The sequence below is a fragment of the Intrasporangium zincisolvens genome, from assembly GCF_034724055.1.
GTDB classification, from domain to species: Bacteria; Actinomycetota; Actinomycetes; order Actinomycetales; family Dermatophilaceae; genus Monashia; species Monashia zincisolvens.
Genome location: NZ_JAWIIL010000003.1, coordinates 428,221 through 450,375, shown reverse-complemented (window position 1 = coordinate 450,375; position 22,155 = coordinate 428,221). Strand labels below are relative to the sequence as shown.

At 73.1% G+C, this 22,155-nt stretch carries 23 protein-coding genes; 11 read left to right on the top strand and 12 right to left on the bottom strand.

The genetic code is table 11. The annotated features are described in order from the left end of the window. Nucleotides 1-135: 135 nt before the first annotated feature. The 5 genes from RY076_RS10565 (at nt 136) to RY076_RS10545 (ending at nt 4,782) form a co-directional block, all read left to right on the top strand. On the top strand, nt 136-1,173 hold the full coding sequence (locus tag RY076_RS10565; RefSeq protein WP_323097622.1) for a sulfate ABC transporter substrate-binding protein: 1,038 nt from the start codon (nt 136-138) through the stop codon (nt 1,171-1,173). Continuing rightward, nucleotides 1,170-2,084: a sulfate ABC transporter permease subunit CysT gene (gene cysT / locus RY076_RS10560; RefSeq protein WP_323097621.1), complete on the top strand. Its 915-nt coding sequence runs from the start codon at nt 1,170-1,172 to the stop codon at nt 2,082-2,084. The genes RY076_RS10565 and cysT overlap by 4 nt, the downstream gene beginning before the upstream one ends. Beyond that, on the top strand, nt 2,081-2,887 hold the full coding sequence (cysW, locus tag RY076_RS10555; protein WP_323097620.1) for a sulfate ABC transporter permease subunit CysW: 807 nt from the start codon (nt 2,081-2,083) through the stop codon (nt 2,885-2,887). Before cysT ends, cysW begins: the two co-directional genes overlap by 4 nt. Continuing rightward, nucleotides 2,884-3,894, top strand: coding sequence for a sulfate/molybdate ABC transporter ATP-binding protein (locus tag RY076_RS10550; protein WP_323097619.1), 1,011 nt, complete (start codon nt 2,884-2,886; stop codon nt 3,892-3,894). The genes cysW and RY076_RS10550 overlap by 4 nt, the downstream gene beginning before the upstream one ends. A 423-nt stretch (nt 3,895-4,317) precedes the next feature. After that, nucleotides 4,318-4,782: an RrF2 family transcriptional regulator gene (locus tag RY076_RS10545; RefSeq protein ID WP_323097618.1), complete on the top strand. Its 465-nt coding sequence runs from the start codon at nt 4,318-4,320 to the stop codon at nt 4,780-4,782. Between the two features lie 112 nt (nt 4,783-4,894). Here the strand turns inward: RY076_RS10545 and RY076_RS10540 are convergent, their stop codons facing one another. From RY076_RS10540 to RY076_RS10505, 8 genes are all read right to left on the bottom strand, one after another. Further along, nucleotides 4,895-5,296 carry an Rv3654c family TadE-like protein gene (locus RY076_RS10540; protein WP_323097616.1) on the bottom strand — a complete coding sequence of 134 codons (402 nt, stop codon included), beginning with the start codon at nt 5,294-5,296 and terminating at the stop codon, nt 4,895-4,897. Further along, nucleotides 5,293-5,646, bottom strand: coding sequence for a TadE family type IV pilus minor pilin (locus tag RY076_RS10535; protein ID WP_323097615.1), 354 nt, complete (start codon nt 5,644-5,646; stop codon nt 5,293-5,295). The genes RY076_RS10540 and RY076_RS10535 overlap by 4 nt, the downstream gene beginning before the upstream one ends. Beyond that, nucleotides 5,643-5,852: a DUF4244 domain-containing protein gene (locus tag RY076_RS10530; RefSeq protein WP_323097614.1), complete on the bottom strand. Its 210-nt coding sequence runs from the start codon at nt 5,850-5,852 to the stop codon at nt 5,643-5,645. Before RY076_RS10530 ends, RY076_RS10535 begins: the two co-directional genes overlap by 4 nt. A gap of 91 nt (nt 5,853-5,943) precedes the next feature. Then, complete coding sequence (locus tag RY076_RS10525) at nt 5,944-6,606, bottom strand: type II secretion system F family protein (protein WP_323097613.1); 663 nt, start codon at nt 6,604-6,606, stop codon at nt 5,944-5,946. Between the two features lie 47 nt (nt 6,607-6,653). After that, complete coding sequence (locus tag RY076_RS10520) at nt 6,654-7,490, bottom strand: type II secretion system F family protein (protein WP_323097612.1); 837 nt, start codon at nt 7,488-7,490, stop codon at nt 6,654-6,656. A 47-nt stretch (nt 7,491-7,537) separates the two neighbouring features. Continuing rightward, on the bottom strand, nt 7,538-8,734 hold the full coding sequence (locus tag RY076_RS10515) for a TadA family conjugal transfer-associated ATPase (RefSeq protein ID WP_323097611.1): 1,197 nt from the start codon (nt 8,732-8,734) through the stop codon (nt 7,538-7,540). Continuing rightward, nucleotides 8,731-9,507, bottom strand: a complete 777-nt coding sequence (locus RY076_RS10510) for a CpaE-like family protein (RefSeq protein WP_323097610.1) — start codon at nt 9,505-9,507, stop codon at nt 8,731-8,733. Before RY076_RS10510 ends, RY076_RS10515 begins: the two co-directional genes overlap by 4 nt. An 856-nt stretch (nt 9,508-10,363) precedes the next feature. Then, nucleotides 10,364-11,245 (bottom strand): Fic family protein, encoded by an 882-nt coding sequence (locus tag RY076_RS10505; protein WP_323097609.1) that lies wholly within the window; start codon nt 11,243-11,245, stop codon nt 10,364-10,366. Nucleotides 11,246-11,430: 185 nt separating this feature from the next. Between RY076_RS10505 and RY076_RS10500 the strand changes: the two genes are divergently transcribed. After that, the gene (locus RY076_RS10500; protein WP_323097608.1) at nt 11,431-12,537 is read left to right on the top strand and encodes an acyltransferase family protein; all 1,107 of its coding nucleotides are present in this window, start codon (nt 11,431-11,433) and stop codon (nt 12,535-12,537) included. Here the strand turns inward: RY076_RS10500 and RY076_RS10495 are convergent. Together RY076_RS10495 and RY076_RS10490 are read right to left on the bottom strand one after the other, a co-directional pair. Continuing rightward, nucleotides 12,497-12,688, bottom strand: a complete 192-nt coding sequence (locus tag RY076_RS10495) for a hypothetical protein (protein ID WP_323097607.1) — start codon at nt 12,686-12,688, stop codon at nt 12,497-12,499. The genes RY076_RS10500 and RY076_RS10495 overlap by 41 nt on opposite strands. Before the next feature lie 30 nt (nt 12,689-12,718). Beyond that, nucleotides 12,719-14,080, bottom strand: a complete 1,362-nt coding sequence (locus tag RY076_RS10490; protein ID WP_323097606.1) for a ferredoxin reductase family protein — start codon at nt 14,078-14,080, stop codon at nt 12,719-12,721. Nucleotides 14,081-14,418: 338 nt separating this feature from the next. Here RY076_RS10490 and trpS point away from each other — a divergent pair, with 338 nt between their 5' ends. Both trpS and RY076_RS10480 read left to right on the top strand, forming a co-directional pair. Then, nucleotides 14,419-15,570 carry a tryptophan--tRNA ligase gene (gene trpS, locus RY076_RS10485; protein ID WP_323097605.1) on the top strand — a complete coding sequence of 384 codons (1,152 nt, stop codon included), beginning with the start codon at nt 14,419-14,421 and terminating at the stop codon, nt 15,568-15,570. 143 nt (nt 15,571-15,713) lie between these two features. Next, nucleotides 15,714-16,250 carry a nucleotidyltransferase domain-containing protein gene (locus RY076_RS10480; RefSeq protein ID WP_323097604.1) on the top strand — a complete coding sequence of 179 codons (537 nt, stop codon included), beginning with the start codon at nt 15,714-15,716 and terminating at the stop codon, nt 16,248-16,250. A gap of 8 nt (nt 16,251-16,258) precedes the next feature. Here RY076_RS10480 and RY076_RS10475 read toward each other — a convergent pair whose 3' ends face one another. Both RY076_RS10475 and RY076_RS10470 read right to left on the bottom strand, forming a co-directional pair. Beyond that, on the bottom strand, nt 16,259-17,044 hold the full coding sequence (locus tag RY076_RS10475) for a lysophospholipid acyltransferase family protein (RefSeq protein ID WP_323097603.1): 786 nt from the start codon (nt 17,042-17,044) through the stop codon (nt 16,259-16,261). Nucleotides 17,045-17,124: 80 nt separating this feature from the next. Continuing rightward, nucleotides 17,125-17,574, bottom strand: coding sequence for a GNAT family N-acetyltransferase (locus RY076_RS10470; protein WP_323097602.1), 450 nt, complete (start codon nt 17,572-17,574; stop codon nt 17,125-17,127). A gap of 243 nt (nt 17,575-17,817) precedes the next feature. On the opposite strand from RY076_RS10470, the gene acs reads away from it, so the two are divergent. The 3 genes from acs to RY076_RS10455 all read left to right on the top strand — a co-directional run bounded on the left by acs (nt 17,818) and on the right by RY076_RS10455 (nt 21,869). Then, nucleotides 17,818-19,821, top strand: a complete 2,004-nt coding sequence (acs, locus tag RY076_RS10465; protein ID WP_323098267.1) for an acetate--CoA ligase — start codon at nt 17,818-17,820, stop codon at nt 19,819-19,821. Between the two features lie 176 nt (nt 19,822-19,997). After that, entirely contained in the window at nt 19,998-20,351 is a 354-nt protein-coding gene (locus RY076_RS10460; RefSeq protein ID WP_323097601.1) for an META domain-containing protein, read from the top strand. A 318-nt stretch (nt 20,352-20,669) separates the two neighbouring features. After that, nucleotides 20,670-21,869, top strand: a complete 1,200-nt coding sequence (locus tag RY076_RS10455) for an acyltransferase (protein ID WP_323097600.1) — start codon at nt 20,670-20,672, stop codon at nt 21,867-21,869. Nucleotides 21,870-22,155 lie beyond the last annotated feature (286 nt).

Below are 22,155 nucleotides of genomic sequence, written 5' to 3'. Positions count from 1 at the left end.
AGTAGACGTTATTTGACCTGTAACGGTTTGCTATCCAAACTCCCACTCAACGAATGGGAATCAGACCCGGCCGACCTTCGACCGCGGTCACCCCAGACGCCCGTCAGATTCGCCCCTCAGTTCCAAGGAGCAACCGTGCGACGCCCTCAGATCCTCCTCGCCGTCATCGCCGCCAGCGCGACGATCGGCCTGACGGCCTGTGCCGGTGGCGGGGCGAGCGACGTCGTCGCGCAGCCCGGTTCCACCGCGGCCGGCGCCGGCGCCACGAGCACGGTCAACCTCTACGCCTACGCCGTACCGAAGGTCGGCTTCGACGCCGTCATCCCGGCGTTCCAGAAGACCACCGCGGGCAAGGGCGTGCAGTTCCAGCAGAGCTACGGCGCCTCCGGCGACCAGAGCCGCAAGGTCGCGGCCGGCGCCCCGGCCGACTTCGTCAACTTCTCGGTCGAGCCCGACATCACGCGCCTCGTCGACGCCGGTCTGGTCGACCCGTCGTGGAATGCCAACGAGCACAAGGGAATCCCCTTCGGCTCCGTCGTGACCATCGTCGTGCGCAAGGGCAACCCGAAGCACATCAAGGACTGGGACGACCTGCTCAAGCCGGGCGTCGAAGTGGTCACGCCGAACCCGTTCTCGTCGGGCTCGGCGAAGTGGAACCTCTTGGCCCCGTACGCCGCGAAGAGCGCCGGCGGCACGAACAAGACGGCAGGCCTTGCCTACATCCGCAGCCTCGTCACCGACCACGTCAAGATCCAGCCGAAGTCCGGCCGCGAGGCCACCGAGTCGTTCCTGCAGGGCAGCGGCGACGCGCTCCTCAGCTACGAGAACGAGGCCCTCTTCGTCGAGAAGGGCGGCGAGCCCGTCGAGCACGTGACGCCGCCGCAGACCTTCAAGATCGAGAACCCCGCCGCAGTGCTCAAGAACAGCCCGAACAAGGCGGCCGCGCAGGCCTTCGACGACTACCTCTACACGCCCGAGGCGCAGAAGCTGCTGGCCGAGGCCGGCTTCCGGCCGGTCGACGCGGCCGTCGCGAAGGACTACGCCTCGAAGTTCCCGCAGCCCTCGAAGCTGTGGACCATCGCCGACCTCGGTGGGTGGAAGAACGTCGACGGCACGCTCTTCAAGAAGGACGTCGGCGAGATCGCCACGATCTACGACGAGGCGACGAAGTGACGACCGAAGCCGTCACCCGGTCGCCCGCGACCGAAGAGGCGGGGGCCGCTCCGGCGGCTCCCGCCCTCGCCGCGTCCGGGGCACCGTCCCCCGGAGCCCGCCGGGTGGACGAGCTGCGCCGCCGCCTCGGACGCCCCCTCGGCATCGGCGTCGTGACCCTGTGGCTCAGCCTGATCGTCCTGCTGCCGCTCGCGGCGCTCACCGTCGCCGCGTTCGGCGAGGGCTGGGCCGGGTTCTGGGAGGCGATCACCGCGCCGGCCGCCGTCGCCGCGCTCTGGGTGACAGTGCTCGTCTCGGCCGGGGTCGCCCTCGTCAACGCGGTGTTCGGCACCCTCGTCGCGTGGGTCCTCGTCCGCGACGACTTCCCCGGCAAGCGCATCGTCAACACCCTCATCGACCTGCCGTTCGCCCTGCCGACCATCGTCGCGAGCATCGTGCTGCTGTCCCTCTACGGACCCAACAGCCCGGTCGGCATCCACCTCAACGCCACCCGGTGGGGGCTCGCGGTCGCGCTGCTCTTCGTGACGCTGCCGTTCGTGGTCCGGTCGGTGCAGCCGGTGCTCATCGAGTCCGACCGCGAGGTCGAGGAGGCGGCCGCCTCGCTCGGCGCGTCGAGCTGGACGACGTTCCGACGCGTCGTGCTGCCGACCCTCGGGCCGGCGATCCTCAGCGGCGCCGGCCTGGCCTTCGCCCGCTCGATCGGCGAGTACGGCTCGGTCGTGCTCATCGGCGGCAACATCCCACGCGAGACCCAGGTGGCCTCGCAGTACATCCAGCAGCAGATCGAGATCGACCGGCCGGTCAACGCCGCCGCGATCTCGGTGGCGCTGCTGGCCATCGCGTTCGTGTCGCTGCTGGTCCTGCGGGTCCTCGGGGCGCGGGCCCAGCGACGCGAGGAGCGTGCCGCATGAGGACCTCGACCACGTCGCGGATCACGCTGCGCGTCGTCGCGCTCGGCTACCTCTTCGCGCTGGTCGCCGTGCCGGTCGGCGTCATCCTCTGGCGCACCTTCTCCCCCGGCATCGGGACGTTCTGGGCGTCGGTGACCACCCCGGCCGCCATCGCCGCGTTCAACCTGTCGGTGCTCATCGTGGCGATCGTCGTGCCGCTCAACGTCGTCTTCGGCGTCACGACGGCGCTGGCCCTCGTGCGCGGACGCTTCCGCGGCCGCGGGGTGCTCCAAGCGGTCGTCGACCTGCCCTTCGCGGTGTCGCCCATCGTCGTCGGCGTCGCGCTCATCATGCTGTGGGGCATCGACGGCTGGTTCGGCGCGCTGGACCGTGGCGGCTTCCGCGTCATCTTCGGCCTGCCCGGCATGGTGCTCGCAACGATCTTCGTGACGCTGCCGTTCGTCGTGCGCGAGGTCGAGCCGGTGCTGCACGAGATCGGCCAGGAGCAGGAGCAGGCCGCCGCCACCCTCGGCGCGAACGGCTGGCAGACCTTCTGGCGCATCACCGTCCCGGCCATCCGGTGGGGCCTCACCTACGGCATCGTCCTCACCGTCGCCCGCGCCCTCGGCGAGTTCGGCGCCGTGATCATGGTGTCGTCCGGGTTCCCGGGGGTGTCCCAGACGCTGACGCTGCTCGTGCACTCGCGCTACATCGACGACCACAACACCTACGGCGCGTACGCCGCCGCGACCGTCCTCATGGGCATGGCGCTCGTCGTGCTGCTGCTCATGACCCTGCTCGACCGCAAGAGGAGCACCCGATGATCACCGTGACCGACGCCCGCAAGAGCTACGGGTCCTTCCTCGCGCTCGACGACGTCAGCATCGAGATCCCGAGCGGCTCGCTCACTGCACTGCTCGGGCCGAGCGGGTCGGGCAAGTCGACGCTGCTGCGCTCGATCGCCGGGCTCGAGGCCCTCGACGCCGGCGTCGTGACGATCGCCGGGCGCGACGTGACCACCGAGCCGCCGCAGCGGCGCGGCATCGGGTTCGTCTTCCAGCACTACGCGGCCTTCAAGCACATGACGGTGCGCGACAACGTCGCCTTCGGCCTCTCGATCCGCAAGCGCCCCAAGGCCGACATCGACCGACGCGTCGGCGAGCTGCTCGAGATCGTCGGCCTCGAGGGCTTCCGTGACCGCTACCCGGCGCAGCTGTCCGGCGGCCAGCGGCAGCGGATGGCCCTGGCGCGGGCGCTCGCCGTCGACCCCGAGGTGCTCCTGCTCGACGAGCCGTTCGGCGCGCTCGACGCCAAGGTGCGCGCCGACCTGCGCACGTGGCTGCGGCGGCTGCACGACGAGGTGCACGTGACGACGGTCCTCGTGACGCACGACCAGGAGGAGGCGCTCGACGTCGCCGACCGGATCGCGGTGCTCAACCACGGCCGCATCGAGCAGGTCGGCGACCCGGTGACGCTCTACGAACGCCCGGCCAACGACTTCGTCATGGGCTTCCTCGGCTCGGTGGCGCGCCTCGGAGGGCAGCTCGTGCGGCCGCACGACATCGCCCTCGAGCGCGACCGGACGGTCGCCTTGGCCCTCGACGACAAGGTCAGCGGCTCGCCCGGGATCGTCGCGGCCGTCGTGGAGCGCGTCGTGCCGCTCGGCTTCGAGGTGCGGGTGGACCTGCGGGCCGAGTCGGGCGAGCGGTTCGCCGCCCAGCTGACCCGACGCGACGCCGGTGAGCTCGCGCTCGAGCCGGGCGAGACGGTCTTCGCCCGGGCGGCTCAGCGCTCCAGCGTCATCGAGCTCGACCCCGCGCTCGCCATCTGACCCGGGAGTCCGACGCCCGTGCGGGCGCGCCGGTGGACGCCGCCGCGGGTGGATGGCGGGCGGCCGCCTGGCCTGTGCGAACCGCTGCGCGGGTCGGGGACTGAGACGCGGCTGCGCGTCCGCGGGGGCGGCGGCATACGGTGGTCCGAGTCCCTCGCCGGCCTGCCGGGCGGCGACGGACGACCGGCTCCACCGGAGCAGCCGGGGCGGCGAGGGGACGACACCTCGCCGCCCCGTTCCGCTCCTCTCGCGCATGTCGTCCCGCACATGTCCACCCGGGCGCCTCCCGTGCCGGGGTCACCACGCGTAGGTCGCCACGCGTACTCCCGCCGGCGTCCTCGAGGGCGCGTCCAAGTCCTGCACCGGCGGCTGGCCCGGCCCCGCGTCCACCGGCGGCGCCGACCGCTGCGGCAGACTGGGCCAGTGGACATCTCTGCCCGGGTCGACTACGCCGTCAGGGCGATGCTCATCCTCAGCGACGCGGAGGCCGAGGGCTCCGGACCCGTCAGCATCGACAGCTTGGCCACCCGGCAGGACCTGCCCCGCAAGTTCCTCGAGGCGATCTTCGCCGACCTGCGCCGGGCCGGCCTCGTGCTGAGCCGCCGCGGAGCCCGCGGCGGCTACGTGCTCGGCCGTCCGGGCGAGGAGATCAGCGTGGGCGACGTCTTCCGGGCCGTGGACGGCCCCCTGGCCGAGGTGCGCGGACTGCGACCGCACGAGACCGAGTACCAGGGCGTGGCTGCCCACCTGCCGAGCCTGTGGGTCGCCGTCCGGGCCAGCCTGCGCGAGGTGCTCGACGGCACGTCGCTCGAGGCGCTGCGCACGGGTGACCTCTCCGGCCGGGTCCGCCAGCTGCTCACCGCCCCCGACGCCTGGCAGAACCGCTGACGCCGTTTCGGCATTCCTCTCCGCAAGGCCGCACCGGGCTGCGCCCGCCCACCGACACCCCAGGCGTCCGTTCACTCGCAGGCATCGGGTTCGGACACCCCCAGCCCGGCCCTCAGCCCGGCCGCGCCGGCCCGGCTCGGGACCGCGCCCGCGCAGGGTCCGGCCACACCGGCACCTCGATGCTGACGACGACGGTGACGTCTGCGTCCCGGAGCGAACAGCCCTCCAGCCGGGCCCCGTTGGCGCGAGCCACCGCAGCCGCGGCGGCACAGGCCTGAACGTCGGCGGCGCGCTGGCGTGTCGCCCCGGCGATGGCGGAGAGGTCGGCGGCGAGCCGGGCGCGCTGGCCTGCCACCGCCACCGACCCGAGGATCAGCGCCGCGACTCCCGCCGCGAGCAGCACGCCGGTGGCCGCGAGGACGAGAACACTCGCTGACCCGCGGTCGACCGCCCGGCCGAACGCCGCCGCGAGACGGCGCCCTCCGCTCGACTGCCCGCTCGTGCCGCGACTCATGGCGGTGTCTCGGTCGGGGTGACGGCGACGGCGCGCAGGGTCCAGCTGGGCAGGCCCGCCCAGCCTCCGGCATCGGCGCTCACCGTGACGGCGGCCCCGAGCGGCGCGGCGTGCACCTCGACCCGAGCCCCCTCCGGCGCGGCAGACCGGCCGAGACCGGTCACCTGCTCGATCGGGTCGCCCCGGGCGGCTGCGCGCGCGGCGATCCGCGCGGCGTCGACGCAGCGGACCTGGTCGACGGCCACCCGCACGGCGGCGAGGCACAGGGCGAGGACGAGCACCACCGCCGGGACGGCGACGGCGAGCTCGGCCGTCACCATCCCGCGCTCGCGGTGGTGGGGCGCGGTCACCCGGCGATCCCCAGGGCGCTCTGGACGATGCCGGCGAGCGCCGAGCGGACCGCGTCGGACTTGACGACACCCAGCAGCACGAGCGCAAAGGTGCAGGCCGCCATGATGCCGACGGCGTACTCGGCCGTGGTCATGCCTCGGTCGTCGCCGCTGGCGCGGACACGCTGCCTTGCGCGGCGGTAGATGCGGATCAGTCTGTGGGACATGAGTTTTCCTTTCTCTGGACCGAGCGGCGCTCGGCGGCTTGGTGGTCGGTTCGGTGTGCGCGGCGGGATTCGCGCGCCGAGGAGTGGCTGGTCACGACGACACGAGGTCTCGGGCCAGGGCGATGACGAGCGGCACGACAGTCGTCAGGCAGAAGGCTGGGAGCAGGACGAGTCCGAGCGGCGCGACGAGCCGGACGCCGACGCGAGCGGCAGCGACCTCGACGCGCTCGAGCTCCGCCTCGCGCAGGTCGTCGGCCGCCGCGAGGAGCAGCGGTGCCGGTGGCACGCCGGCCAGGTGCGCCACCTCGACGGCCCGCGCTGCCGGTGACCAGGCCGCACCGACCGAGCCCCAGGCCTCGGCGTCGGAGGCACCCCAGCGCAGGGCCGCACCCACCTGTCTCAGATCGGCGGCGGGGTCGGCCGCCAGCCCGTCGCCCACCGCGTCGAGGACGTCCCACGTGGGCAGCCCGGAGCGGTACCCGAGGGCGAGGAGAGCCAGGGCCGACGCCACCTCGCCCGACGCGGGCTCTCCCCGGCGCGCGCCACCACCCGCGGCCTCGTCGTCGTCCGGGGTCGTGCCGGCCTCACCGCCCGGACGCGGGGCAGCGTGTCGTTCCAGGGCCTCGCGACGCGGGGGCAGGACGAGCACGGCGAGCACGACCAGGACGCCCGCGACGACGGCACCGACACCCGGACCGGCACCGACGGCAAGACCGACGCCGACGCCGTCGACGCCTCCGACATCGACGCCCACCACGGTCTCCAGGCCGGACGCAGCCAGTTTCGGGAGCACCCCGACGGTCATGAGGTCAGCACCGCCCGCACCATCCGGCTGCACCACCAGCGGCCGAGCACTGCGAGGCCGGCGCCGGCGACGACGGCCGCCGAGGACAGTGGTGATCCGAGGTAGAGCGTCCCCGGGTCGACACCGCACGCGAGCCCGAGGAGCGGACCGGCCAGGGGCAGCGCCGTGAGCACGGTGACGGTCGCGCGAGGGCCGGCCACCGCGGCGGACACCCGACCGCGGCGGCGGCGCACGTCGCGCAGCCCGCGAGCGGCACGCTCGACAGCAGCGGCCAACGGTGCTCCGGTGCGTTCGGACAGGCGCCAGGCCGCGGCGACGAAGGCCAGCTCGTCCGAGCCGCTCCGCCCCGCCCAGTCGTCCCACACCACCGAGACCGGACGAACCAGCCGACCGGCGCGCACGAGGTCGCCGGCCAGCCCGGCGACGGCCGGCACCGAGGTCGCGGCAGATGGCTGCGTGTCGCGAGGCCCCACACCGGTCGCGAGCGCCACCCGGTCGGCGCCGACCACGGAGGTCGCCGCCAGTTCGATGGCCCGGCCCGGGGGAAGGCCGGCCTCGAGCCCCGCGCCGATGCCGGAGAGGAGGTCGAGGGCACCGGCGAGCAGGTCGTCGGGACGCCGCCGCAGCCGCCACTGCCGGGCCAGCTCGACAGGGTCGGCCCGCCAGAGCCGCGCCACGGTCGCCCGAGCACCACCGGGCTCGCTCGCTGCAGCAGACGGGGAGGCGCCCGACCCGGAGGCGAGGACGTCTCTCGAGAGGGCTGCCCGCGCCGACCTGCGTCGGGGCCAGGCGAGAACGGTCAGCGCGACGAGCACGCCGACAGCTGCACCCACGGGGCCGAGTGTGACCGAGCTCCAGAACGGCTCGACGCCAACGAGATTCACGCCGCACCCGCCGCGCCCTCGGGCCCAGGCGATCCATGACGACAGCTGGTCGGCTCGCCGGCGGGCAGCCCCAGACGTGCGGCAAGACCGGGCCACCCGGTACCGACCTGCGGCTCGCTGCCCGGGCCGGCCCACGCGAGCGCCGGCTCGACGCGGGGACCGCGCTCGCCGCGTCGGAGCAGGGCCACGGCGCGCACGTGGCGCACCCCCTGCGAGCGGGCCACGTGGACCACGACGTCGAGCGCGGCGGACACCTGCGAACGGACGGCCGAGGGCGACAGCCCGGCGAGCGCCCCCAGGGCCTCGAAGCGGGCCAGGACGTCGGCCGGCTCGTTGGCGTGGACCGTGCCGCAGCCGCCCTCGTGCCCGGTGTTGAGGGCGGTCAGCAGCTCTCGAACCTCGCCTCCGCGGACCTCGCCGACGACGATGCGGTCGGGCCGCATCCGCAGCGCCTGGCGCACGAGGGTCGAGAGGGTCACCTCGCCGACGCCTTCGACGTTGGCGGGCCGCGCCTCGAGCCGCACGACGTGGGGGTGCTCGACCCGCAGCTCGCGGACGTCCTCGACGAGGAGCACCCGCTCGAGCGGGTCACAGACGGACAGGAGGGCTGCGAGCAGGGTCGTCTTGCCGGCACCGGTGCCGCCCGAGACGACGAACGCGAGCCGGCGGCGGACGAGCGCCTCGAGCACCGCCTCCCAGCCCGGCGGCACCATGCCGCGGGCCGCAAGGGCGGACAGCGACAGGGACCGCGACGGCGGGACGCGGATGGTCACGTGGGCCCCGCCCTCGACGAGCGGCGGGAGCATCGCGTGCAGGCGCGCGCCGGAGGGCAGCTGCCCGTCGACCCACGGGCTGGCCTCGTCGAGCCGCCGGCCGGCGAGGCCGGCGAGCCGTACCGCGAGGGTTCGCGCGTCGGCAGGCTCGAGGCGGTCGGGCGTCCGCTCCATGCCGACGCCGCGGTCGACCCACACCGACCCGTCTCCGTTGACGGCGACGTCGGTGACGCCCGGCTCGGCGAGCCACGCGTCGAGCGGCCCGGCGCCCAGCACCCGCGCACCGAGCGCGGAGCGGGTCGCCGCGACCCGAGTCGCTCCGAGCGCTCCCTGCTCCTGCGCTGCCACGGCGGCGACGGCGTCGGGATCGGGGGCGACACCGTCGCGAACCCGTTCCCAGACGGCCCCGCTGAGGCTCACGCCGCCTCCGAGGCCGACACGAGCCGAAGGAGCAGCTCGTCGGCGGCACGCACCAGCGGACCGCGACCACGCACCCCGGGCGGGAGGCCATCGGCGATCTCGGTGACGACGCGGCGATCGTCACCCACCGCGGCCACGACCGCCACGTCGAGCTCGTCGGTGACGAGGTCCTCGAGCTCGGGCTCGACGCGCGCACCACGGAGCACGACCCAGGGCTCGATGGGCGGCACGGGCGGACCGGACCAGTCGTCGGCCTCCCGACGCGCGGCGTCGACGACATGGCGCACGCCCGGCACGACGAGCGTCGCCGCGGCGAGCTGGACCACCTCCGTGCCGACCACGACGACCACGGCGTCGACGAGCGGCGCGACGGTCTCGACGATGCCGGCCGAGCGGGGCAGGTCGAGCACCGTGACCGAGTGGGCGTCGGCCAGCCCGGTGACGATGTCCGGGATGGTGTCGAGGAAGTCGAGCGGGTCCTGGCCCGCCGTCCACGCCGGAACACCCGACAGGACGGCGACGCCCGCCGTGGTCGGCAGCCGGTCGGCGAGCCCTGAGCCGTCGACGACCCCACGGACGTCGGCGAGGTCGGGCCAGCGCCATCCGGGCTCCTGCTCGACGCCCAGCACGACGTCGAGGCGCCCGGCCCCTCGGTCGAGGTCGACGGCGACGGCTGAGCGCCCGGCGGCTGCGGCCCGGACGGCGAGGGCTGCGGCGAGGCACGAGGCCCCGACGCCGCCCGAGGCGGACAGGACGGCGATGACGTTTCCCATGACGACACCGTCGCCGTCCGTCGCCGGTGGGCCCAGCCCCGGCGTTCTGGCTGTGGACGGTCACGCCCGCGTGCGACGGGGTGTGGACAAACGTCGGCCGCCAGCGTCGGGATCGCCCGCGCAACCCGGCAGCCTCCACGGACTGCCCCGGGCGACCACCCCTCCGTCCGAATCGCCAAGGGGTTCACGGACCGGTCCGTGAACCCGGCCGGAAAAGACAGGTGGCCTCCGTCCGGGGGAAGACGGAGGCCACCTTCACGAGACTGGCACCGGGGGGGAGGAGCCAGATCGCGCAGCGCTCGACCCCGAAGGGGAGCGCCGCCATAATCGTGGACCCCATTCCACCCGATTGCAAACCGACTTGTCACGACACGCAGCGAATTTTCACGAATCGGGCCTAGGGCGCAACCGGCTCGAATGATCGCACGCGGTGACCGCTCGGGCCAAAACGGTCACGCTGCAACGCCCGACCCATGCCGGGGCCTCGCCCCGGTCCACGCGAGCCGATCGACGCCCCACACGAGTGGAGGCCCCCGACCGTGACGGTCGAGGGCCTCCGGAGACGTATCGGGCTACCAGGCGTGCAATCTCCGTAGTGTCGCCCCGGTGGTGATCCCGGGGGTGGACGGTTCCAAAAGGAACTGCTCTCGCGTGGGTACTCGATACTTCTCGGAAAAGGGTTCTACGCGGATCCGGATCTACGCCTCTCGGCGATGTGGTTCCTGCGTCCGTTCTACCCCACTGCGTCGGCGTGGCGACAGACCCGACGCGTCGCCGGAGCCCGGAACTGTCCACCATCTCGGACACCACGCACGTGAGAGCGGCCTGACGCGTCCGGCCGGCGGGACCGCGAGCGTCAGATGCCGGGGCCGAGCCGTCCGACGCGGACGGCGTCGCTGATCCGCTCACCGGCCGCGGCCGCCTCGGCGTAGGCGGCGCCGGCCTGTGCGAGCCACAGCCCGACGCCGCGTGCACCACCGGTGGCGTAGGCGGCGAGCGACCCGAGGTAGGCGGGTCCCCCTTGCGCGAGGTGACCCGCCTCGGGCACGGCGACGCCGGTCGGGTCGAGGCCGAGCGCCTGGACGAGGGCGCGCTCCATGGCCCGAGCCACGAGCCCGTTGCCGTGGACGAAGGGCCGGATCGCCGCGACCTCGGCGTGCACGAGAGCCGCGGTGACGGCGGCGGGGATCCGTGTCGACCCTGCCGCGGCGACGACGAGCTCGCTCAGCGCCGAGAGCCGGGTGGCGGCGGCCGACGCCGACGGCGCCGCCCCGAGGTCGATCAGCTCGGAGCACGACTCGTCGCCGACGCGGGGACGGCCGAGCGCCTCGGACCGCACGACCGGCGAGGCCGCGGCGACGTGGAGCCGCGCCAGGGCCTGCAGCGGCGCCGTGCGCACGAGGCCGACGACGTGCTCGCTCTCGGCCGTCGCGGCGATGGCGCCCTGCAGCGTCGACAGACCCGGGTCGGGGTCCTCGGGCCACTCGCGCGTGCCGCTCATGAAGGCGCGCACGACCTCGACGGGGAAGTCCGCGCCGTCGAGCGCGGCGCTCGCCTGCGCGCCGCGGACCCGCGACTCGGCCGCGGCCTCGGGGATGCGCCGGCGCAGCGCCTCGTGGAACCGCAGCCTGGTGCTCGCCTCGCGGGCGGCCTCGGCGCGCTCGCGCACGTCGGGCAGGTCGACGAGGGCGGCGAGGTGGTCGAGCAGCGCGGTCTGGGCGGGGATCGGGTCGGGCACCGGCCCAGCCTAGGAGGACGCGTCGCCGCCACACGCGCCGCGTGAGCAGCCCCACGCCCGACGCGTCACCCCACCGACGCGTCACGCCACCCGACGCGTCACGCCACCCGACGCGCGTCACCCACGCCCGTGGCGGGGTGGGCCGATCGGGGGACAGGACGCGTCCTGCCCGTCACAATCCGAGGGTGACCGCCGAGCCCGCCGCGACGAGCCCCGCGCACCGCGAGCGCGTGCTCGACGGCCTGCGGGGTCTCGCCGCGCTCGCGGTCGTCCACGTGCACTTCGTCTTCTACAGCGGCCTGTCCGAGCTGGACGGCGGCGGTCATGCAGGGGTCGTCGTCTTCTTCGTGCTGTCCGGCTACCTCGTGACGCGTCAGCTGTGGCGCCGTCCGGCCGGTCCGCCGCTGCGGGCCACGTACGCACGGTTCGTCCGTCGACGCGTCGTGCGGCTCTACCCGGCGCTGCTCGGGATGGTCGTGGTCAGCGGCGCGGTCTTCGCGGCGCTCGACGCTCCCCCGCTCGCCGACGTGATCCGTTCGGCGCCGGTCGTGCTCGCGCAGGCGACCGCGCCGTTCGTCGCCGCGGGACCGATCGCGGTGGAGCCGTGGCAGCACACGTGGAGCCTCACCGTCGAGTGGGTGTTCTACCTCGCGTGGCCGCTGCTGCTGCTCGCTGCCCGCCGCCGCCTCGACGGGGGCCGGCTACGCACGCTCGTCCTCGTCGCGGCCGCCGTGCTCTACGTGGCCTCGCTCGCGCTGTCACCCCGTGTCTTCTACTTCCTCGCGCCGGCGAACTGGTCGGCGATGCTGCTCGGCGCGGGCCTCGCGCTCCACCACGCGCACCCCGGACGTCGTGACGACGCCGGCCGCGAGCCGCTTGTCGTGACGCTCGGAGTCGTGCTGCTCGTCGTGGCGACGCTCCTGCCGAGCTCGCTCAACGGGCACCCGGCGTACCGCTACACCGTGTTCCCGGCGGCGGCGGTGATCGCGTTCGTCGTCATCGACCACCGCCGCGACCGCTCGGGCATGGCTGTCCGCCTGCTCGGCTCGCACGCACTGTCAGGCATCGGCGTCGCGAGCTACAGCCTCTACCTCTGGCACCTGCCGGTCGTGTGGGCGGTGCGCGCGGCCTGGCCGGGCGCGTCGCCGCTGCTGGTGTGCGCGGGCGCGCTCGTCGTCCTCGTGCCGGTCGTGACCGCGAGCTTCGTTCTGCTCGAACGCCCGTGGCTCACCGCCGCCCGCACCGGCCCGACTACTTGGGCGACCGTGAGGAGGCCGCGGGCGCAGGTGTGACGGACACCGGCTTGGCCGGAGACGGCTTGCTCTTGACGGTCGCTCCCGCGGTCCGCCCGTACGGGACTCCCTGGTTCGCGCTGGTCGGGTAGGCGAGGGTGAGCGCGAGCGCGATGCCCGTCGCCGCCACCCATAGGGTGTTGCGGATCATGGTGGTTGCCTCTCTCACTGGCGTGGCTGGTCAGAACGCGAAGCGCTCGACGTGGATGTGGGTGTTCGGGACGCCGGCGCGTCGGGCGGCGTCGGCGGCGGACTGCGCCCACGCGTCGGGACCGCAGATGTACACGTCGCCGGCACCGATGTCCGGCACCAGTCGCCGGATCGCGACGTGGTCCTCTTCCGTCGCGGGTTCCGGCTGCCACGAGGTGCGCCCGCTCGGCCGGTGCCCGGGCAGGTAGACCACCCGGACGCCGCGTTCCTTCGCCAGCTCGTCGAGCTCGTGGCGGAACACGAAGTCGTCCTCGCTCGAGCCCCGGTAGAGGAGGACCGCCTCGCCCGGCGCGTAGTCGAGGTCCTCCAACAGCGCCCGCACCGGTGTGATGCCGATCCCGGAGGCGATGGCCGTGACCGTGCCGCCGTGCCTCGAGGTGCGGGTGAACCGCCCGTACGGCCCCTCGAAGAGGACGCGCGTGCCCGGGCGCAGCCCCCGCAGCCGCTTGCTGTTGGTGCCGACCTCCTTGGCCGTGATACGGAAGGCGTCGCCCTGCGGGGCGGCGGAGAGGGCGTACGGGTTGCCGCGCGTCCAGCCGCGTCCGTCTCGGAAGCGCCATATGAAGAACTGCCCCGCCTGGGCGCCGAGCCGCTCGAGGCCGTCGCCGCGCAGGTGCACGGAGACGTTGCCGGGGGCGTCCTCGACCACGCGGTCGACCACGACGCGGTGGCGCGCCGACCGCAGCAGGGGCACGAGCAGCCGGAAGGCGAGGAGGCACCCGACCGCCAGGGCGTACAGGGACACGAGGAGCACCTGGGCCCACTGCGGACGGAACTCGCTGCCCGTCCAGATCATGTGCGGCACGACGAGGGCGATGCCGAGGAGCGTGTAGAGGTGCAGCAGGTGCCACGTGTGGTAGCGCAGGCGCCTGCGGGCGGCCCGGCTGGAGGTGATGCCCACCATGACCAGCAACGCGGTGCCGAGGGCGGCGAGCATCATGCCTCGCCAGTCGGCGACCATCCACCACAGGGACCCGAGGACGGTTCGGCGGTCACGGACCATGTAGCCGAGCGTCAGCAGGACGATGTGCGCGAGCATGAGGTTCAGCGACGTGAACCCGGTCCACCGGTGGATCCGCACGAGTCGGTCACGGCCGAAGGAGCGCTCGATCCACGGCAACCGCGCCATGAGGACGACCTGCACGATCATCAGGTCGGCCGAGACCAGCCCGGCGAGCTTGCCCGGGTAGCTCAGCGGCCCCTCGGGCTTGGCGAACATCTTGTCGACCGACCCGTCGGCGACCCAGAGATAGACGAAGAACAGCAGGCTGGCCCAGAAGGCAGTGGTGCAGGCGGCGCGGACCACCGCCGAGGCCCGATCCGATCCGGTCACGGAAGGACTTATCGTCATTGATAGTTCCACCTCACTGTGAGAGGCCCGGGACGCCCCGTGGCCTGGGGGACACGTTCTTGCAGGCACGTGCAGGGCGTCGATGTTCTGTTCATAGAGTTCTGACGGTTCATCGAGTTCGCCTCCGCGGGCGAGGACGCGGCGACAAGGCGTACCCTGACGACATGAGTTCGACCGTCGCACCGATCCGCGCGTGGTGGCTGCCCAGCTGAGGCGGCCTGTCGAACCAACCCATCCAGAGCCGCCCACGGGCGGCTCTTGCCATGTGCGCCAGATGTGGACGGCGTGCCGCCCGTGGGCCTCGTCCGCGAGGAGCACCCATGTCCAGCACGTCCCCCCTGACCACGTCCATCCCCGCAACCGTCCCCACGGCCGTCCCCGCGACGGCGCCGTTCGAGTCCGACGAGAGCGTCACCTACGCCGCCGCCCGCGACCGCAGCCGTGTCCTCGACGCGCTCATCGACGAGCACGCCTCGAGCGACCCGACGCGGTTCCGCATGCTCTCGGGCGACAGGCCGACCGGCCCCCTGCACATCGGCCACTACCTGGCGAGCCTGCGCAACCGGGTTCGACTGCAGGACAAGGGAGTCGAGACTTTCGTCCTCATCGCCGACTACCAGGTCATCACCGACCGCGACTCGGTGGGCGCGATCGGTGACAACGTCCACGGCCTCGTGCTCGACTACCTCGCCGCGGGCCTCGACCCGACGCGTACGACGATCTTCACCCACAGCGCCGTGCCCGCCCTCAACCAGCTGATGCTGCCGTTCCTGTCGCTCGTCACCGACGCCGAGCTGCGGCGCAACCCGACCGTCAAGGACGAGCTGAGCCTGTCCGAGGGCCGCCCGTTGTCGGGCCTGCTGCTCACCTACCCGGTGCACCAGGCGGCCGACATCCTGTTCTGCCACAGCCGGATCGTGCCGGTCGGCCGCGACCAGCTGCCCCACCTGGAACAGACGCGGGCCATCGCCCGACGCTTCAACGCCCGGTACGCGGGCGGCCAGCCCGTGTTCGCCGAGCCGGAGGCGCTGCTCTCCGACGTGCCGCTGCTGCTCGGCACCGACGGCACGAAGATGAGCAAGAGCAGGGGCAACGTCGTCAACCTGCGCGACTCGGCGGACGAGACGGCGGCCCGGATCCGTGCGGCTCGCACCGACTCCGAACGGCGGATCACGTTCGACCCCAAGGGTCGTCCCGCCGTCGCGAATCTGCTGACCATCGCTGGACTGTTCCTCGAGGAGTCGCCCGAGTCCGTCGCCGACGGCATCGGGAACGGTGGTGCGCAACGGCTCAAGGAGGTCGTCACCGACGCCGTGAACGGCTCACTCGCGGCGCATCGGGCGCGACGCGCCGAGCTCGAGCGCGACCCCGGCCACGTGGCCGCGGTGCTGCGCGAGGGCAACGAGCGGGCCAACGCCGTCGCCGACCGCACCCTGGCCACGGTCCGCGCCGTCATGGGCATGGCCTACTGACATGCCACGGGAACTGCGCCATGGCGGACTTGGCGTGCTCGGACCGGCCCGTACGCCGCCGGAACTGCGCCATGGCGGACGTGGCGATCGTGGTGGTGCACGATCCCGCAGCGCGCGACCTCGCTCGGTCCTAGCCTGAGGGGATGGACAGCGGCGACGACGGGGTCGCCACCGATGCGCGGCAGCTCGCGGCGATCGGCGAGCTCGGCACGGCCTTCGACGCCTCCGGGCTCGACCACTGGCTCTTCGGGGGCTGGGCCGTCGACTTCCTCGTCGGCCGCCGAACCCGGCCCCACGACGACGTCGATCTGGCGGTGTGGCGCCGAGACCGGCCCCGCATCCACGGCTGCCTCGTCAGCGCCGGCTGGCAGCACACTCCGCTGGAAGGCGAGATCGAAGGCACGAGGTACGCCCGCGACGGCGTGAGGCTCGAGCTGACCTTCCTCGTCGACGGCGACGAGGGAGAGGTGTTCATCCCGTTCGAGCCGGAGCCGGCGCTGTGGAGCGCCGAACCGTTCGGGAACGAGACCAAGGTGCTGGGCGGCGTCTGCGCTCGTATCGTCCCGCTCGGACGCATGCTCGCCGACAAGGAGAGGGCGCGAGCCGACCCGGCGGAAGGCAGCAAGGACCGCGCGGATCTCGAGTCCCTCCAGTCCGTGTGGGGCGACCCAGGCCGGTAGCGCGCCGGTCAGCGACGCTGTCGGCGTGAGTCCGTCTTCAGGAGCGCGAGATCGGCACGAGCGACGCCTTCGTCGTCGAGGCGCAGGCCCTCCTCGATGCCGGGCGCCGTGCCACCGCGCGACGCCGGCAGCCACCAGCGGTCGGCGTCGTCGCGCGGCTGGTCGGGATAGGCGTCGACGGCGTCAGCGAGCATCAGAGCCAGCCGCTCGCGCAGCGCCTCGGTGACGACGTACGGGTCGGCGTCGGGCCCTGGGTGCAGCGGCTCCCCGACGCTGATGGTCACGGCGCGTCCGCGCCGCAGGCTCCAGCGTCCGCCGACGGTGAGCACGCGCTGGCTGCCCCACACGACCACCGGCACGAGCGGGACGCTGCACCACGCGGCGACCGCGGCGGCACCGGGGCGCAGCGGCCGCAGCTCCCATGAGTGGGAGATCGTCGCCTCCGGGAAGACGCCGACGACCTCCCCGGACGCCGCGAGTCGCACGGCGGGCCGGAGCGCCACCTCCCCGTGCGCCCGGTCGACCGGGACGTGGCGCATGGCCCGCATCGCGTGCCCCACAACCGGTGGCGCGAACACGCCCTGCTTGGCGAGGAACCGGACGAGCCGGCCGCGTCCGATGCCGACGCGCCCGACGAAGAGGAAGTCGAGGAAGCTGACGTGGTTGCTGGCGAGCACCGCTCCCCCGCACGCCGGCACGTGCTGGGCGCCACGCACCTCGATGCGCAGTCCGAGCGCGGCGAAGAGCACTCGGGCCGAGCGGATGACGACGCGGTAGGTCAGGTCACGGGCCACACCTCGTCTTCGGCGCCACCCGCGCCGGCGGATGGCGGGCCTCCCGCCGCGCGGCGGAACCCTCGTGAACGTCGGCCGGTTCAAGCCCTCGGCCGCGGCGCGTCGGGGTAGAGCCGGAAGCCGGGCTTCTCGCGGTGCGCGAAGGAGCGGTAGAAGTCCTGGGCGTCGTCGGTGACGAGGTCGATGCGCTGGGTGCCGGACGCCGCGAACACCGCCTCGACGAGGCGCCGCCCGACGCCGTGGCGTCGGTGCGTGGCGGCGACGCCGAGCTGCGCGAGGTAGGACTGCACGACGCCGTCGCCGAAAGCCTGCGCGAAGGCGACGACGCGCTCGACCGACTCGTCCCGGTCGACCCGCCCGTCCCGCTCGACCGGCCCGTCCCGCTCGACCGCGACCCAGGCGACGACGCCGGGCGCCGTGCACGCGCGGGCGGCTACGGCCGGGTCGGAGAAGGACGGCCAGCCGAGCTCGCGGCACAGCGCGGCCACGCCGTCGGCGTCGGTGGGTCGGAACGGGCGAACGTCGGTCACCCGACCACCCTCCCCCACGACGCGTCCCGGCCCTGGGGAGCGCGCCGCGTCACCGCCGAACCACCTCGAGGAGCGCGACCGCTCGTCCGGCAGTCGGGACCGCTCGGCGGGCTACTCGCCGGTAGCGATGAGACCCCTGTCACGCGGGCCTTGCTGGGCGAACTAGCCTGCGTTTGAGTTGTGCCGATCGTCGATGCCCGCGCGCCCCACGCCCGCCGGGTCGACGCCACCGCACCACCGTCGATGCGAAAGGGTGACACCGTGAGCGACAAGCCGCTCGAGAACCTCGTCCACGAGGGACTGACCTTCCCGCCCCCGGCCGACTTCGCCGCGCAGGCCAACGGCACCGCCGACCTCTACGAGCAGGCGAGCGCCGACCACGAGGGCTTCTGGGCCGAGCAGGCCCGCACCTACCTGACGTGGAGCACGCCCTTCACGCAGTCGCTCGACTGGAGCAACCCGCCCTTCGCCAAGTGGTTCGCCGACGGCGAGCTCAACGCGTGCGTCAACGCCGTCGACCGGCACGTCGAGGCCGGCCGCGGCGACAAGGTCGCGATCCACTTCGTCGGCGAGCCCGAGGGTGACACCCGCGACATCACCTACGCCGACCTGCACGAGCAGGTGCAGCGCGCCGCGAACGCCCTCGCCGACCTCGGCGTCGGCAAGGGCGACACCGTCGCGATCTACCTGCCGATGATCCCGGAGGCCGCCGTCGCGATGCTCGCCTGCGCCCGCCTCGGCGCCCCGCACTCGGTCGTCTTCGGCGGCTTCTCGGCCGAGGCGCTGCACTCGCGCATCGACGACGCCCAGGCCAAGGTCGTCATCACGGCCGACGGCGGCTACCGACGTGGCGCCCCCTCGGCCCTCAAGCCGGCCGTCGACGCTGCCCTCGACCACGGCGACACGTCGGTCGAGCACGTGCTCGTCGTCAAGCGCACCGGCCAGGACACCGCGTGGAACGACCGCGACCTGTGGTGGCACGAGGCGCTCGAGACGGCCGCGACGACGCACGAGGCGCAGGCGTTCGAGGCCGAGCACCCGCTCTTCATCCTCTACACCTCGGGCACAACGGGTAAGCCGAAGGGCATCTTCCACACGACCGGCGGCTACCTGACCCAGGCGGCGTACACCAACGCCGTCGTCCACGACGTCCACCGCGACACCGACGTGTACTGGTGCACCGCCGACATCGGCTGGGTCACCGGGCACTCGTACATCGTCTACGGGCCGCTGACCAACGGCGTCACGCAGGTCATGTACGAGGGCACGCCCGACACCCCGCACCAGGGCCGCTGGTGGGAGATCGTGCAGGACTACAAGGTGACGGTCCTCTACACGGCCCCGACGGCGGTGCGCACCTTCATGAAGTGGGGCACCGACATCCCGGCGAAGTTCGACATGAGCTCGCTGCGGCTGCTCGGTTCGGTCGGCGAGCCGATCAACCCCGAGGCGTGGCTCTGGTACCACAAGCACATCGGCGGCGGCCGCGCCCCGATCGTCGACACGTGGTGGCAGACCGAGACCGGCGCCATCATGATCAGCCCGCTGCCGGGCGTCACGACGCTCGAGCCGGGCTCGGCGCAGAAGCCGATCCCCGGCATCAGCGCCGAGATCCTCGACGACGAGGGCCAGCCGTTCACGACGCCCGAGCAGGTCGGCTACCTCGTGCTCACCAAGCCGTGGCCGTCGATGCTGCGCGGCATCTGGGGCGACCCGGAGCGCTACAAGGAGACGTACTGGTCGCGGTTCGGCGAGAAGTACTACTTCGCCGGCGACGGCGCGAAGTACGACGCGGACGGCAACATCTGGCTGCTCGGACGCGTCGACGACGTCATGAACGTCTCCGGCCACCGCCTGTCGACCGCCGAGATCGAGTCGGCGCTCGTGTCGCACCCGAAGGTCGCCGAGGCGGCCGTCGTCGGCGCGAACGACGAGACCACGGGGCAGGCCGTGTGCGCGTTCGTCATCCTGCGCCAGGAGGCGGTCGAGGAGGCCGACGAGCCGGGCGAGGGCAAGGACCTCGTGCAGGAGCTGCGCAACCACGTGGCCAAGGAGATCGGCCCGATCGCCAAGCCGCGCTCGATCATGATCGTCAGCGAGCTGCCGAAGACGCGCTCCGGCAAGATCATGCGGCGGCTGCTGCGCGACGTCGCCGAGGGCCGTGAGGTCGGCGACGTCACGACGCTGGCCGACAGCTCGGTCATGGACCTCATCAAGACCGGCATGTCGGCGGACTCCTCCGACTGACGCGTCGACCACCGGCGCCGTCCACCGACGCCGACGCCGACGCCCGACGCCGCCCCTCCCACGCACCTGCGGGGTGGGCGGCGTCGTCGTCCCCAGCCCCCGCCACGCCCGTCCGTCGTGGATCGACGCTGTGGATCGGCAGGAGCGTCGACGGCGGCGCGTGGTTGACTCGGGCCATGAGCAACGCCGAGCGGGAGTCGCACACCTGGGTCGTCGCGTCGATCGGCGGAGTGCCGACCGTCGAGCCGCGGCCCGCCCTGTCGCTGAGCGAGGACGGGCTGCTCACCGGGACCACCGGCGTCAACCGCATCGTCGGCACCTACAAGGCCGAGAACGAGCTGGTCAAGGTCGAGGGCACCGGAATGACCCGGAAGGCCGGGCCGCCCGAGGCGATGGACCAGGAGAAGCGGTTCCTGAAGGCGCTCGAGGGCTGGCAGGCCTTCCACGTCGGGGGCGGTCGCCTCGAGATCGGCCCGGTCGACGCCGGCCTCGTCTGCGTCCTCGCCGAGCAAGGTCCGCCCACCGCCTGAGCGCCGTCACCACGCAGTCTGAACGTCGAGCCAACGCAGTCCGAACGTCCATACAACGCAGTCCGAACGTCCGCACACACGCGGTCTGAGCGACGGCACGAAGGTTCCGACGTGCCCTCCTCGTGCCGGTAGCCTGCGGTCGCGTGGCCCCCGGCATGAACCTTGGCGCCACCTGTCGGGTCCGGCCGTCGAGCGCTGCGTCGGGGTCCGAGTCCTCGCCCTCCACCGAGCACCTCGTCCAGGGAGTCCCGTGCGCCCCACGCACCCACAGCCCGTCCCCACCGCCTGCCCCGCGTGGGTCGACCCCTGGGCCTCCCGATGAGCACCTCGCCGTTCGGTGGTCCGGCCCCGCTCGTTGACCCGGCCTGCCCTGACGACGCCGTCGCCGTCGACGACTCGGGACGCGCCGCCGAGGCGGGTCCGCGCCATGGCGCCCCGAGGAACCGGACACCGGCGCGGACCCGGCCGGACCTGGCCTGGATCTCGTGGCTGCGGTTCGTGGCCATCGCCGCGGTGGTCACGATCCACACGGTCAGCTCCAACGCGGTGGAGCCCGGAGCGCGGGACACCCTGCGCGGAACCACGGCCATCTACCTCGACGTCCTGGGAGTCTTCGCGGTCCCGGTGTTCGTCATGCTGAGCGGCGCGCTGCTGCTCGACCCGACCCGCTACCAGGGGCCGCGTGAGTTCCTCCGCAAGCGCGCCCTCCGGCTCGTGCCGGCCGTCGTCTTCTGGCACGTGTGGTACTTCCTCGTGCGCAGACTCCTCCTCGACCAGGACCTGGGGCTGGGCGAGGCCGCAGCCCTGGCTTTGAGCGGCAAGCTCTACACAGCCCTCTACTTCTTCTGGATCGTGCTCGGCCTTGCGGCGTTGACGCCGTTCCTCATCCCCTTCGTGGCCCAGGCGACGCGCCGCCAGGTGCTGGTCGTGGGCACGCTCGGGTGCCTGATGATGGCAGTGAGCCAGGCGACGGCTCTGTGGCGTGACACCCCGGACGCGTTCGTCGAGACGGCGTGGACCTGGTGGATCCCCTACCTCGGCTACTTCCTGCTCGGCTGGGCACTGCGCGGCGTCGTCCTGCGGGGCCGCACCCTGGTCGGTGCTCTTGTCGTGGTGGTCGCACTTGGAGCCCTGATGCCGTGGCAGTGGCGCAACCCTGAGGCACCGAAGTGGCTGGAGACGATGAGCCCGGCCGGGTACTACAGCCTCACCGCGATGCTCTACGCGGTGGCATTGTTCCTGCTCTTCCAGGGACTGATCCGGCGCAACGGACCGCTGCACCGCCTCGCCTCCCCTCGGATGAGCTCGCTGGCGCGAACCCTCGGCGACGCAACGATGGGGGTCTTCGCGCTCCACCTCACGATCCTGCTGTGGGTCGTCGAGTGGCCCGTCGTCGGTGGCGAGCGCTCGGCGGGGAGCACGTCGGTTCTGCTGCTGCGCATCGCTGCAGTGCTGACCCTCACATGCGTCATCGTCCTTCTCCTGCGACGCGTGCCGGGCGTCAAGCGCCTGCTCTGACGCGTCCCTCCGTCTGCGCCCTCGCCGAGCAAGGTCCGCCGAGGGCCTGAGCGCCGACGCCACATCGCCGGGGCGTCGGCCTGACGCGGTCTGCGAGCCGGCGTGAAGAGGCCCGAGAGGCCGTGGGCCTGTAGCCTGCGTTCCCGTGGTCCCCTGATGCATCCAGCGCCACACTCCGGGCCCAGCCGTCGACCGCCGCGCCGGGTCCGAGCCCTCACCCTCCACAGAGCACCTCGTCCAGGGAGTCCCGTGCGCCCCACGCACCCACAGCCCGTCAATTGCGCCT

Coding starts and splice junctions, on each gene's coding strand:
- RY076_RS10540 (WP_323097616.1), bottom strand. CDS start 5,296: ATGAGTCGCGGCACGAGCGGGCAGTCGAGCGGAGGGCGCCGTCTCGCG.
- cysW (WP_323097620.1), top strand. CDS start 2,081: ATGAGGACCTCGACCACGTCGCGGATCACGCTGCGCGTCGTCGCGCTC.
- RY076_RS10460 (WP_323097601.1), top strand. CDS start 19,998: ATGAGCAACGCCGAGCGGGAGTCGCACACCTGGGTCGTCGCGTCGATC.
- acs (WP_323098267.1), top strand. CDS start 17,818: ATGCGAAAGGGTGACACCGTGAGCGACAAGCCGCTCGAGAACCTCGTC.
- RY076_RS10550 (WP_323097619.1), top strand. CDS start 2,884: ATGATCACCGTGACCGACGCCCGCAAGAGCTACGGGTCCTTCCTCGCG.
- RY076_RS10480 (WP_323097604.1), top strand. CDS start 15,714: ATGGACAGCGGCGACGACGGGGTCGCCACCGATGCGCGGCAGCTCGCG.
- RY076_RS10455 (WP_323097600.1), top strand. CDS start 20,670: ATGAGCACCTCGCCGTTCGGTGGTCCGGCCCCGCTCGTTGACCCGGCC.
- RY076_RS10495 (WP_323097607.1), bottom strand. CDS start 12,688: ATGATCCGCAACACCCTATGGGTGGCGGCGACGGGCATCGCGCTCGCG.
- RY076_RS10510 (WP_323097610.1), bottom strand. CDS start 9,507: ATGGGAAACGTCATCGCCGTCCTGTCCGCCTCGGGCGGCGTCGGGGCC.
- RY076_RS10530 (WP_323097614.1), bottom strand. CDS start 5,852: ATGTCCCACAGACTGATCCGCATCTACCGCCGCGCAAGGCAGCGTGTC.
- trpS (WP_323097605.1), top strand. CDS start 14,419: ATGTCCAGCACGTCCCCCCTGACCACGTCCATCCCCGCAACCGTCCCC.